Below are 11,605 nucleotides of genomic sequence, written 5' to 3'. Positions count from 1 at the left end.
ACTCCACGCACAGAACTAAGGACGGAAACACCGACACGGAGAACATGGAGTACGTCCGACTCGGGTCCACCGGCACGAAAGTCTCGGAACTCTGCTTCGGCACGTGGCGCTTCGCCAAGGAGACCGACGGCACCGTCGAGACCGACCGCTCGACCGCGTTCGACCTGCTCGACGCCGCGTGGGACGCTGGAATCAACTTCCTCGACACCGCGAACGTCTACGGCGACCCCAACGGCACCGCCGAGGAGTGGATCGGCGACTGGCTCTCGGACTACGACCGCGAGGACTTCGTGCTGGCCTCGAAGGTCTACTTCGGCGTCGGCGACGGCCCGAACGACCGGGGCCTCTCGCGCAAGCACATCCGGAACCAGATAGAGGGCACGCTCGAACGCCTCGGCACCGACTACCTCGACGTGTACTACATCCACCGCTGGGACGAGGAGACGCCCGTCGAGGAGACCCTCCGGACGCTGAACGACCTCGTGCGCGAGGGGAAAGTCAACTACCTCGCCGCGAGTTCGATGTCGGCGTGGAAGCTGACTAAGGCGCTCTGGACCAGCGACGTGGAGGGACTCGAACGCTTCGAGGTGACCCAACCCCGGTTCAACGCGGCCTACCGCGACCCGGTGGCGGAGTACCTCGACGTGTGCGCCGACCGCGACCTCGCGGTCTGTCCCTACTCGCCGCTCGAAGGCGGCTTTCTCACCGGCAAGTACGAGCGCGACGGCGACGGTCCGGAGGGGTCGCGCGGCGACCTCTACGACTGGAAGAACCGGTTCGACGAGCGCCAGTGGGACGTGCTGGACGAGGTTCGGAGCGTCGCCGACGAGACCGACGCCACGCCCGCGCAGGTCTCGCTCCGGTGGTTGGCCGACCAGCGCGAGTTCCAATGCATTCCCATCGTCGGCGCGCGGACGCCCGACCAACTGGAGGAGAATCTCGGCGCGACGGACGTGTCGCTGTCGGACGACCAGTTCGAGCGCATCGAGAGCGCCTACGAGTAGTGCCGAGAGCCGCCGCCTCAGGGCGCTTCCAGCGAGTCCACGACGCTCCGGAACGCTCGACCGTCTAACTCTTGGGACGCTCCGGCCCAGACCGCGTAGCGAACGCCGTCTTCCTCCCAGAGCGCTTCCCACGCGCCCCGCTCCTCGGTCAGGGCGGCGCAGTGAACCGTCGTCTCGCGCAGGTCGATTGCCTCCCGGGCCTCGGCCGACTGGTCGGACGCCTCCGGCGGGAGCGACGGCGCGAGCGGACTCCCCGCGTCGGCGGCCGTCAGCCAGAGGTGGTCGCTCGCGTTCGCCCGGTGGCGGAACACCGCCTCCACCGCGTCGGCTTCGGTGAACGCGAGCGCCGAGTCGAGGACGAACCGGTCGCCCGTCGGGAGGAGCGCGGGGACCGGCGAGCGCTCGCGGAGCGCGACCGGCGAGAGGACGAGGCTCTCCTCGTAGGGATGCTCGGGCGCGTAGTCCCACAGACCGTGGGGAACCACCGGCGGCCGGACCTTGTAGCGCGCCCAGTAGTTCAATCGGTGGAACGGGACCCGCCGGACGCGGTTGGCCCCCGCGGGGTCGGCGGGCGTCAGGCCGTCGAGGAGACCGATTAGCTCCTCGTCCGAGAACTCGCCAGCCGTGACCGATAGTTCGATTTGGGTCCGGTCGCGCTGGACGCACGCGCCGCGGTTGTCCTTGTAGTCGGTGCCGAGCCATCCCACCGCGTCGCCGCAGTCGAAGGGCGTCGGCTCGGGGGTGCGCCAGAGCGGCGCGACGCTCGCGGCGGGCGGCGCCCAATCGTAGCAGAACTGCTTGAGTCTGAGTCGGCGGTCCTCGCCCGCGACGACCGTACGGAGGCTACAGGGGTTGCCCTCGCTGTGGGGCGTCTGGTTCGCCGCCTCGACAGACGCGTCGGCCGGGCGGCCCGGCGGTCGCTCGGGGCGGCGCGTGACCGACTCGACCCGACAGTCCTCGGGGAGCCATTCTGGGTCGAAGACGACGAAGTTAACCGCGGCCTGCGCGTCGGCGGGCGTCGTCTCCTCGGGCGGTCCCAGTTCGTCGGCGTCGGTCAGTCGAGCGTCCGGGTCGGCGGTCCGCCAGACGGTCATCGAATCACCCTCGCGGGGGAGGTCTGAGTCGCCATGGGACGACTTCGCCCGACTCCGGAAAAAGTGTTGTCTGAACAGCATTTTTGTTTGAGTTCTTACACTTATCCAGCAGTGAGCGCGAGGGTTAGTTTTCCGACACGTATAAGGAAGAGAGGGCCGGAGTTCGGTTCGTGCGACGACTCGCAAACCGCCGGTGGTCGGTCCGGCGTCTCGCCCACTGGCGAACGTGGACGAACGCCGGGACCGTCGTGTTCTCCGGGTGGCTGTTGGCCGTCATCGCCGAGGTTCAACCGCCGGGAGTGCCGGCGTCGCTGTTCTCGCTCGGCATGCCGATTTCGGTCGGGTTCTTCCTCGTCGGGTTCGCCCTCTTGGCGTGGCGGCAAGCCGCCGAGAGCGAGTAGCGGCGGGACCCGCGCCGAGATTTCCGCCAAAGCCGGAGTTTTATACCTGTCCTGAAAACAGGGCGTCGTGACCGACGACTCAGACGCCTCCGGCGCGCGCCGCGGAACCGTCGGCCTCGTCGCCGGACTCTTCACGCTCTCGGCCGCGGCGGGCGCGTACGAAATCGCGCCCGCCAGCGTCCTTCCGCTCGTCCGGGACTCGCTCGGGGTCGGGCCGACCGCGGGGTCGTGGCTGGTCAGCGTGATGTACCTGACCGCGGTCGTCACCAGCGTCCCGGTCGGGGTCGTCCTCGACCGGGTTCGCGTCCGGCGCGCGGTCGCCGTCGCGGCGCTCGCGCTCTTGGTCGCCGGCGCGTGGGGTTGGGTCGCCGCGACGGCGGGCGCGTACTGGTGGCTGGTCGCCTCCCGAATTCTGGGCGGGTTCTCCTACGTCGTGGTCTGGAACGCGGGCACGAATCTGGTCGGGCAGGCCGTCGGGCCGGACGTCCGCGCGACCGCTGTCGGGGTGTTCACCGCGAGCGCGCCGGTCGGGTTCGCGCTCGGCCAGTTCGGCAGTCCCCTGCTCGCCGACCCCTTCGGGTGGGCCGCCACGCTGCCGGTCTTCGCGGCCATCGCGGTGGTCGGCGTCGCCGTCTTCCTGGTGGCGACGAAGGGACGGCGCATCGGCGTCGAGACCGCGACGCCGTCGCGCGAGGAGGTCGGCGACCTGTTCACCAACGGGGCGGCGTGGACGCTCTACGGCCTGTCCTTTCTGGCGTTCTCGCTGTACCTGTTCCTCAACAGTTGGCTCCCGAGCTATCTGAACGACAGCCTCGGCGTCTCGCTCGCGGTCAGCGGTCTCCTGACCGCGGTGTTCCCCGCCGTCGGCGTCGTCTCGCGGACCAGCGCCGGACTCGTCTCGGACCGACTCTTCGGCGGGCAGCGCCGCCCGGTCGTCCTGCTGGCGTTCGTCGCGGCCGCGCCCGCCGTGGTCGGGTTCGTCGCCGTCTCGGGGGTCGCCGGTGCGGTCGCGCTGGTCGTCGTCGCGGGGTTCGCGGTCCAACTCTCCATCGGCCTGCTCTACACCTACGTCCCGGAGGTGGTCGCGCCCGCGGTCAGGACCACGGCCATCTCGCTGCTGACCAGCGTGGGCCTGCTCGGGGCCTTCGTCGCGCCGATTGCGGGCGGCGCGATAATCGACGCCGCGGGCTACCGACCGGCGTTCTTGGTCGCGGGCGTCGTCGCAGTGCTGGGTGTCGCGCTGGCGTGGTACGCGCCGGACGTGAGATGAGGGTCGGTCGTCGGAAGCTATATTGACTCTGCGAGACGACACCTAGAGTCACACGGGGAGAGTTACCATGCCAGAGAAACCGCACCAGAACTTGGCCATCATCGGCCACGTTGACCACGGGAAATCGACGCTCGTGGGGCGACTGCTCTACGAGACGGGGAGCGTACCGGAGCACATCATCGAACAGCACAAGGAGGAAGCCGAGGAGAAGGGCAAGGGCGGCTTCGAGTTCGCGTACGTGATGGACAACCTCGCCGAGGAGCGCGAGCGCGGCGTCACCATCGACATCGCCCATCAGGAGTTCCAGACCGACGAGTACTACTTCACCATCGTGGACACGCCGGGCCACCGCGACTTCGTCAAGAACATGATTACCGGGGCGAGTCAGGCCGACAACGCGGTGCTGGTCGTCGCGGCCGACGACGGCGTCGCGCCCCAGACTCAAGAACACGTCTTCCTCGCCCGCACCCTCGGCATCAACGAACTCATCGTCGGCGTCAACAAGATGGACCGGGTGGACTACGAGGAGAGTCGCTACCGGGAGGTCGTCACCGAAGTCGAGGACCTGCTGAATCAGGTCCGGTTCGCCACCGAGGACGCCAGTTTCATCCCAATCTCCGCGCTGGAGGGCGACAACGTCGTCGAGCGGAGCGGTAACATGGAGTGGTACGACGGCGAACTCGTTCTGGAGGCGCTCAACGGCCTCGAAGAACCCGAACCGCCCACGGACGCGCCGCTCCGACTCCCGATTCAGGACGTGTACACCATCTCGGGCATCGGGACGGTCCCGGTCGGCCGCGTCGAGACGGGCCTGCTGAACACCGGCGACAACGTCTCCTTCCAGCCCTCCGACGTGGGCGGCGAGGTCAAGACCATCGAGATGCACCACGAGGAGGTCCCGCGGGCCGAACCCGGCGACAACGTCGGGTTCAACGTGCGGGGCATCGGCAAGGACGACATCCACCGCGGCGACGTGTGCGGCCCGGCCGACGACCCGCCGTCGGTCGCCGAGACCTTCACGGCTCAAATCGTCGTGATGCAGCACCCGAGCGTCATCACGGACGGGTACACGCCGGTCTTCCACGCCCACACCGCGCAGGTCGCGTGTACCATCGAGTCCATCGACCAGAAGATAGACGCCTCCTCCGGGGAAGTCGAGGAGGAGAACCCAGACTTCATCCAGAGCGGCGACGCCGCCGTCATCACGGTCCGGCCCCAGAAGCCGCTCTCTATCGAACCCTCCTCGGAGATTCCCGAGTTGGGGAGTTTCGCGGTCCGAGACATGGGCCAGACCATCGCGGCGGGGCGCGTGCTGGAGGTCAACGGGAGCTGAGACGCGGCCCCTCGGAGTCCGCCTCCGACCGGCGAACATCGATTGATTTTAGCGTGCGTGCGGAATCCGTTAGAACATGGGTTTTGGTAGCTACGACGAGTCCGAGCAGAAGGACCAAGAGAGCGATTTCGACGAGGAAGACGCCGTCAACGTCCACGAGAACTCCCACGAAGGGGAGATTTCGTTCGACTCCGACGCCTCGCAGGACGAACTCCTCGACCAGTTGAACGACATCAAGAACAGCGGCGAGGAAGAGTAGCGACCTCCTCGCGAGAGTCGACCCCTCCGCGAGAGTCGACCCCTCCGCGAGAGCCGACCCCTCCGCGAGAGCCGACCCCTCCGCGAGAGTCGACCCCTCCGCGAGAGCCGACCCCTCCGCGAGAGCCGACCCCTCCGCGAGAGCCGACGATTTCCTGCTTTCGGCGGGCGAGCGCGGATTTTTGCGGCGGCGCCAGAGTTCAAGTCGCGTAGCGTCGGGGCCGACCCGCCGTCACTCGGCGACCGCTTCGGCCAGTTTCTCGACGGGATGGGGTGGCTCCGCGTCCCGCGCGTCCCGGTCGCCGAGTTGCGTGCGGCAGGACGCGCCCGGCGCCACGACCGTCTCGCCGTCGCTGTCGTCCACCTGCTCGAACAGGATTTCGCCGATGGCCTCGCTCATCGAGTAGTGTTCGGCCTCGTAGCCGAAGCTCCCGGCCATGCCACAGCATCCCGAGTCGAGGGGGTCCACGTCGTAGCCCGCGCGCCGGAGGACGCCGACCGCGTGGTGGTCCTTCTTGGTCGCCTTCTGGTGGCAGTGGCCGTGGTAGGTCAGCGCCTCGTCGGGCGCGTCGAACGCGGCGTTCTCGTCGAGTCGGAACGCGTCGAGGTACTCGCAGACGCCGTAGGCGTTCCGAGCGACCGTCTCGGCGTCGGCCGCGAGCGGGCCGTCCCCGAGCAGGTCGAGGTAGTCCGACTGGAACATCACCGCGTCGGAGGGTTCGGCGACCACGAGGTCCCAACCGTCCTCGATTCGGGGCGCGAGCTTTCGGACGTTCTCGCTGGCCGTCTCGCGCGCCTCGTCCACGAGGCTCTTCGAGAACGCGGGGCGACCGCTGTCGGTCACGTCGTTCGGGATGCGGACGTGGACGTTCGCGGCTTCGAGCGCCCGGACCGCCGCCTTCCCGACCTCGGGGTGGGCGTAGTTCGTGTACGGGTCGGCGACGAGCATCGCCCTGCGGTCGGCCTCGTCGGCCGGGACCCGGGGACCCCGGTCGGCGTACCAGTCACGGAGCGTCTCGCGGTGGAACTCGGGGAGGCTCCGCTCGCTGGCGATGCCCACGAGTTTCTCCATCGCGGTGCGCGCGCCGGGGAGCTTCGTCGCCCAGTTCGAGAGGGGTGCCAAGGCGCTCCCGACCGAGAGCAGGGTCTCGGTCCGGGCGAACAGCCGACTGCGGAGGCCCGCGCCCTCGCGCTGGTGGTGTTCGTGTTCGACTTCGGCCTTCAGTTTCGCCATGTCGACCCCGCTCGGGCAGTCGTGCTTGCACCCCTTGCACCCGATACAGAGGTCCAGCACCTCGTCGACGAACTCGTCGGTGAACAGTTCGTCCTCCGGCAGGTCCCCGCTCATCGCCTGCCGGAGCATGTTCGCCCGGCCGCGGGTCGAAGTCATCTCCTCGTCGGCCGCCCGGTAGGTCGGACACATCACGCCGCCGGTGGTCTCTTGGTCGCCGCGACAACCGGCACAGCCGTGACAGAGTTCGACCATCCCCTGAAAGCCGTTCTCGTTCTCCCAGTCGAGTTCGGGGTCGAACCCCGCGTCGAAGTCGTACTCGGGGTCGAACCGCAGGTTCTCGGTCATGTCGGCGGCGGCTGCGCGCTCCGGCGCGTCGGGCGGCAACTGCTCGGACTCGACGTAGCCACAGACCTGCCCGGGGTTGAGTAGCCAGTCGGGGTCGAACGCGGTCTTCAACTCGCGGAACGTGCGCCAGAGGTCGTCACCGTAGAGTTTCCGGTTCCACTGGGTCCGAGCGCGACCGTCGCCGTGTTCGCCCGAGACCGACCCGCCGTACTTCACGACGAGGTCGGTCACGGCGTCGGCGATGGACTCCATCGTCTCGACGCCGCCCTCGGTCTTCGTGTTCACCAGCGGTCGGATGTGGAGGACGCCGGGACCGGCGTGGGCGTAGTAACTGGCGAACGTGTCGTGGGCGTCGAGGATGTCGTGGAAGTCGGCGACGAACTCCGGCAGGTTCCCGGCCGGGATGGCGGTGTCCTCGATGAACGAGATGTGTTTGGCGTCCGAGGTTCTCGACAGCAGAATGGGAAGCCCGGACTTGCGCATCTTCCAGAACCGGGCGCGTTCGTCGGCGTCGTGGGCCTCCATCGCCCCCAGCGCGTTTCGGGGCGCGTCGGTGATTCCGGTCGCGCCGTCGCTCGGGTCGGCCTCGGTGGTCGCGTCCGGCACTCGGTCGGCCACGAGGTCCGCGACCTTCCGGCGGCCCGCCGCGTCGTCCTCGGCGTAGAACTCCACGAGGAGGACCGAGTCGGTCCCGTCGGGGAGCATCCCGACCACGTCGGCGAACTCGTCGGTCTCGGCCGCGAGGTCCAACAGCACGTCGTCCATCACCTCGACCGCGGCAGGGTCGTGGTCGAGTATGGGTTCGACGTCCTCCATCGCGTCGAGAACGTCGGCGTAGGTCAGGAGCGCGACCGCCTTCGTCTCGGGCACGGGTTCGAGCGACACCGTCGCCTCGGTGACGACCGCGAGCGTGCCCTCGCTCCCCGCCACCAGTTTGGCGAGGTTGACGGTCCCCTCGCCTGCCTCGCTCCCCTCGCGGGCGTCCTCGACGAGCGCGTCCAGATTGTACCCGGAGACGTTGCGCTTCAGGTCGGGGTACCGCGCCTCGATTTCTTCGCTCTCCTCGTCGAGGATTCGGGCGACTTCGGCGTAGATGCGGGCTTCGAGGTCGCCCTCGGGGTCGCCCCCCTCCCGGAGCGTCTCGACTTCGACCTCGCCGAAGGTCGTCACGGTGCCGTCGGCGAGGACGACCTCGCACTCCTCGACGTAGGCGTCGGTCTTGCCGTACTTCAGCGAGTGCGCGCCGGTCGAGTTGTTGCCGATGGCTCCGCCGAGGACGCTCTTGTCGCCCCACGCGGGGTCGGGCGCGAACTTCAGGTCGCGGGGCGCGAGTTCGGCGTTCAGTTCGCCGAGCGTGATGCCGGGTTGGGCGCGGGCGACCGCCGCGTCGGCGTCGAAGGACACGAGACCGTCCATGTGTCGGGTGAAGTCGAGGACCACCGCCTCGTTGACGGTCTGGCCGGCGAGACTCGTGCCGCCGCCCCGCGGCAGCACCGGAATCTCCTCGTCGGCGCAGTACGCGACGACCGAGGCCACGTCGTCGGTGTCGGTCGGGAAGACGACGCCGATGGGTGTCTTCTCGTAGATGCTGGCGTCGGTCGCGTACAACTGCCGGGTGTAGGTGTCGAACCGGACGTCGCCCTCGACGCGCGCGTCGAGGGCGGCCATCAGGTCGGGGCGCGCCACCTCCTCGTTCCGGTAGTCGTAGTCCCCGCGGTCGGCGGGGTCGGGGGAGTCGTTCGGTCGAATGGCCATACAGGTCCGTTAGCAGGTGGAGCGCATAAATCCGTGGTCGGTCCGCCCCCGCGACCCCGTGGAACGTTTAATGTGGCCGCGTCGCAACGTCGAGTCATGAGCGCAGACGTAGCGGACCAGTTCGAGGATTCGCTTCGGGACCTCGGCGTGACGCAATCGCGGACGACGGCCGCCGAGTTCGACGCCGCAGTCGTCGAGGCCGCGGACGACCCCGCGGTCGGCGTCGAACTCCCGTACGAGGGCGTGTCGCTCGACGAGACCGACGTGAACGCGGACCCGACGCCGGCGGAACTCGACGCCGCGGCGACCGGCGTCACCCCGGCCGCGTTCGCCGTCGCCGACTACGGGTCGGTCGTCCTGCGGCCCGACCCGTCGGGCGTCGAACCGGTGAGCCTCTACCCCGAGCGTCACGTCGCGGTCCTCGCCGCGAGCGACCTCGTGGCGGACATGCCCGCCGCGTTCGACCGACTCGCGGGGGCGGTCGAAGACGGAAAAGACGATGCCGTAATCGCCACGGGTCCGAGCGCGACGGCCGACATGGGCGCACTCGTGACGGGCGCGCACGGCCCGAGAGAAGTCCACGTAATCGTGCTGGAAGACAGATGAGTTCCGAATCACGGAAGGCGAAGGCCGCCGAAATCCGCCGGTTGCTCGCCGAGGAGGGCGCGTCGGTCGCCGAGAACACCCGCGGATTCAACGACGGCCGGTACGAGTCGGTCGCCGGACTCGACGACTACGAGGAGCTGAAAGCCGAGGCGCGGGCCATCAAAGAGGACGCAATCGAGCGCCTGCCGGAACTGATAGCGCAAGTCCGCGAGAGCGTCGAGGCCAACGGCGGCACGGTCTATCTCGCCGACGACGCCGCCGACGCGAACCGATACGTCGCGGAAGTCGTCGAGGACCGGGACGCCGAGACGGTGGTCAAGAGCAAGTCGATGACCACCGAGGAAATCGAGGTCAACGAACACCTCGAAGCGCGGGGCGCGGAGGTCTGGGAGACCGACCTCGGGGAGTTCGTCCTGCAGGTCGCCGACGACGCCCCGAGTCACATCGTCGCGCCCGCCATCCACAAGTCCCGCGAGGGAATCGCCGACCTGTTCGACGCGCACTTCGAGTTGGACGAACCCCTCGAAACCGCCGAGGAACTGACCCGGTTCGCCCGCGAGTACCTCGGCGAGCGCATCGAGGAGGCCGAAGTCGGGATGACCGGCGCGAACTTCGTCGCGGCCGAGTCGGGCACGTTGGCGCTCGTCACCAGCGAGGGCAACGCCCGCAAGACGATTCAGGCGACCGATACGCACGTCGCCGTCGCGGGCGTCGAGAAACTGATTCCGTCGGTCGCCGACCTCCAACCGTTCGTGGAGTTGATCGGTCGTTCGGGGACCGGGCAGGACATCACCTCCTACGTCTCGCTGTTCACCCCGCCGGTCGATTCGCCGACCGTCGATTTCGAGGACGACGAGACGCCGCTCTCGGAGGCAGGGAGCGACGACCGGGAGTTTCACCTCGTCCTCGTCGACAACGGTCGGACGGCGATGCGCGAGGACGACCAGTTGCGCGAGACGCTCTACTGCATCCGGTGTTCGGCCTGCGCGAACTCCTGCGCCAACTTCCAGTCGGTCGGCGGCCACGCCTTCGGCGGCGAGACCTACTCCGGGGGCATCGCCACCGGGTGGGAGGCGGGCGTCGAGGGACTCGACACCGCCGCGGAGTTCAACGACCTCTGCACGGGGTGTTCGCGCTGCGTGAACCAGTGCCCGGTCAGAATCGACATCCCGTGGATAAACACGGTGGTCCGGGACCGCATCAATCGGGGCGAGGGCGGCGAGGAAATCGGGGACGGCGAGTTCGACTGGCTGGTGGAGGGGCTGACGCCCGACGAGGAACCGGGAGGTCTGAGCCTTCAGAAGCGGTTCTTCGGCAACTTCGAGACAGTGGCGAAGATCGGGTCGGCGCTGGCTCCGGCGTCGAACTGGCTGGCCGACGCGCCCCCGGTCCGCTGGGCGATGGAGCGCGTGCTGGGCATCGACCGGCGGCGCGAGTTGCCGGAGTTCCGGTCGCAGACGCTCGTGGACTGGTTCGAGGCCCGCGGCGGGTCCCGAGTTTCGCCCTCGGCGGCCGAGCGCGAGGCGGTCCTCTACCCCGACCTCTACACGAACCACGTGCAGGTCGAACGCGGGAAGGCCGCGGTCCGAGTGCTGGAGGCGTTGGGCGTCGGGGTCAGGGTTCCCGAGGTTGCCTCGTCGGGTCGCGCGCCGCTCTCGCAAGGGATGATAGCCACCGCGGAGCGCCGCGCCGAGGAAGTCGCGCCCGCGCTCCTCGACCACATCCAGACGGGACGCGACGTGGTGGTAATCGAACCGAGCGACCTCGCCATGTTCGAGCGCGAGTACGAGAAGTTCCTCGACGGCGAGCGCCGCGCGGCGCTCGCCGACGGGAGCTACGAGGTGTTAGAGTACGTCTACGGCCTGCTCGGCGAGGAGGGCGCGGGCGACGCGGACGCGCTGACGGCGGGCGGCGGCGCGGAAGTCGCGTACCACAGCCACTGCCAACAGCGGACGCTCGACCTCGAACCGTACACGACGGCGGTGCTGGAGGCGGCGGGCTACGACGTGGTCACGTCCGACGTGGAGTGTTGCGGCATGGCCGGGAGCTTCGGCTACAAGTCCGAGTACTACGAGTTGAGCGTGGCCGTCGGCGAGCAGTTGCGCGACCAGTTCACCGCGCCCGACGCCGCAGACCGCCTCGTCGTCGCGAGCGGAACCTCCTGTCTGGAGCAACTCGACTCCCTGCTCGGGCGCCCGACCCGGCATCCGGTGCAGTTGCTCGACCCGGCGCGGTGACGCCGACGAGCGAGTGCGAACGGACGACGCGTAACGCCTACCGAAACCGGGGCGGACTTAACCGCCAG

9 protein-coding genes are annotated in these 11,605 nt (G+C 68.7%); 7 read left to right on the top strand and 2 right to left on the bottom strand.

Features of this window, described 5'->3' with window-relative positions; translation table 11 throughout:
* Positions 1 to 44 precede the first annotated feature (44 nt).
* Positions 45 to 1,004: an aldo/keto reductase gene (locus M0R89_RS19785; protein WP_248652437.1), complete on the top strand. Its 960-nt coding sequence runs from the start codon at positions 45 to 47 to the stop codon at positions 1,002 to 1,004.
* A gap of 17 nt (positions 1,005 to 1,021) precedes the next feature.
* Here M0R89_RS19785 and M0R89_RS19780 read toward each other — a convergent pair whose 3' ends face one another.
* Positions 1,022 to 2,098: a hypothetical protein gene (locus M0R89_RS19780; RefSeq protein WP_248652436.1), complete on the bottom strand. Its 1,077-nt coding sequence runs from the start codon at positions 2,096 to 2,098 to the stop codon at positions 1,022 to 1,024.
* Positions 2,099 to 2,268: 170 nt separating this feature from the next.
* Here M0R89_RS19780 and M0R89_RS19775 point away from each other — a divergent pair, with 170 nt between their 5' ends.
* From M0R89_RS19775 to M0R89_RS19760, 4 genes are all read left to right on the top strand, one after another.
* Positions 2,269 to 2,499 carry a hypothetical protein gene (locus M0R89_RS19775; RefSeq protein WP_248652435.1) on the top strand — a complete coding sequence of 77 codons (231 nt, stop codon included), beginning with the start codon at positions 2,269 to 2,271 and terminating at the stop codon, positions 2,497 to 2,499.
* Positions 2,500 to 2,566: 67 nt separating this feature from the next.
* Positions 2,567 to 3,769 carry an MFS transporter gene (locus M0R89_RS19770; protein WP_248652434.1) on the top strand — a complete coding sequence of 401 codons (1,203 nt, stop codon included), beginning with the start codon at positions 2,567 to 2,569 and terminating at the stop codon, positions 3,767 to 3,769.
* Between the two features lie 67 nt (positions 3,770 to 3,836).
* Positions 3,837 to 5,102, top strand: coding sequence for a translation elongation factor EF-1 subunit alpha (tuf, locus tag M0R89_RS19765; protein ID WP_248652433.1), 1,266 nt, complete (start codon positions 3,837 to 3,839; stop codon positions 5,100 to 5,102).
* 76 nt (positions 5,103 to 5,178) lie between these two features.
* Positions 5,179 to 5,361 carry a DUF5786 family protein gene (locus tag M0R89_RS19760; RefSeq protein ID WP_248652432.1) on the top strand — a complete coding sequence of 61 codons (183 nt, stop codon included), beginning with the start codon at positions 5,179 to 5,181 and terminating at the stop codon, positions 5,359 to 5,361.
* Between the two features lie 231 nt (positions 5,362 to 5,592).
* Here the strand turns inward: M0R89_RS19760 and M0R89_RS19755 are convergent, their stop codons facing one another.
* Entirely contained in the window at positions 5,593 to 8,694 is a 3,102-nt protein-coding gene (locus M0R89_RS19755; protein ID WP_248652431.1) for an FAD-binding and (Fe-S)-binding domain-containing protein, read from the bottom strand.
* 96 nt (positions 8,695 to 8,790) lie between these two features.
* Here M0R89_RS19755 and M0R89_RS19750 point away from each other — a divergent pair, with 96 nt between their 5' ends.
* Positions 8,791 to 9,300: a LutC/YkgG family protein gene (locus M0R89_RS19750; protein ID WP_248652430.1), complete on the top strand. Its 510-nt coding sequence runs from the start codon at positions 8,791 to 8,793 to the stop codon at positions 9,298 to 9,300.
* Positions 9,297 to 11,537, top strand: a complete 2,241-nt coding sequence (locus M0R89_RS19745; RefSeq protein WP_248652429.1) for an LUD domain-containing protein — start codon at positions 9,297 to 9,299, stop codon at positions 11,535 to 11,537. The genes M0R89_RS19750 and M0R89_RS19745 overlap by 4 nt, the downstream gene beginning before the upstream one ends.
* The last annotated feature ends 68 nt before the right edge of the window (positions 11,538 to 11,605 follow it).

The sequence above is a fragment of the Halorussus limi genome (genome assembly GCF_023238205.1).
Lineage (GTDB): Archaea > Halobacteriota > Halobacteria > Halobacteriales > Haladaptataceae > Halorussus > Halorussus limi.
This window is presented reverse-complemented; position numbering and strand designations above follow the sequence as displayed.

Coding starts and splice junctions, on each gene's coding strand:
- M0R89_RS19755 (WP_248652431.1), bottom strand. CDS start 8,694: ATGGCCATTCGACCGAACGACTCCCCCGACCCCGCCGACCGCGGGGAC.
- M0R89_RS19745 (WP_248652429.1), top strand. CDS start 9,297: ATGAGTTCCGAATCACGGAAGGCGAAGGCCGCCGAAATCCGCCGGTTG.
- tuf (WP_248652433.1), top strand. CDS start 3,837: ATGCCAGAGAAACCGCACCAGAACTTGGCCATCATCGGCCACGTTGAC.
- M0R89_RS19750 (WP_248652430.1), top strand. CDS start 8,791: ATGAGCGCAGACGTAGCGGACCAGTTCGAGGATTCGCTTCGGGACCTC.
- M0R89_RS19760 (WP_248652432.1), top strand. CDS start 5,179: ATGGGTTTTGGTAGCTACGACGAGTCCGAGCAGAAGGACCAAGAGAGC.
- M0R89_RS19780 (WP_248652436.1), bottom strand. CDS start 2,098: ATGACCGTCTGGCGGACCGCCGACCCGGACGCTCGACTGACCGACGCC.
- M0R89_RS19785 (WP_248652437.1), top strand. CDS start 45: ATGGAGTACGTCCGACTCGGGTCCACCGGCACGAAAGTCTCGGAACTC.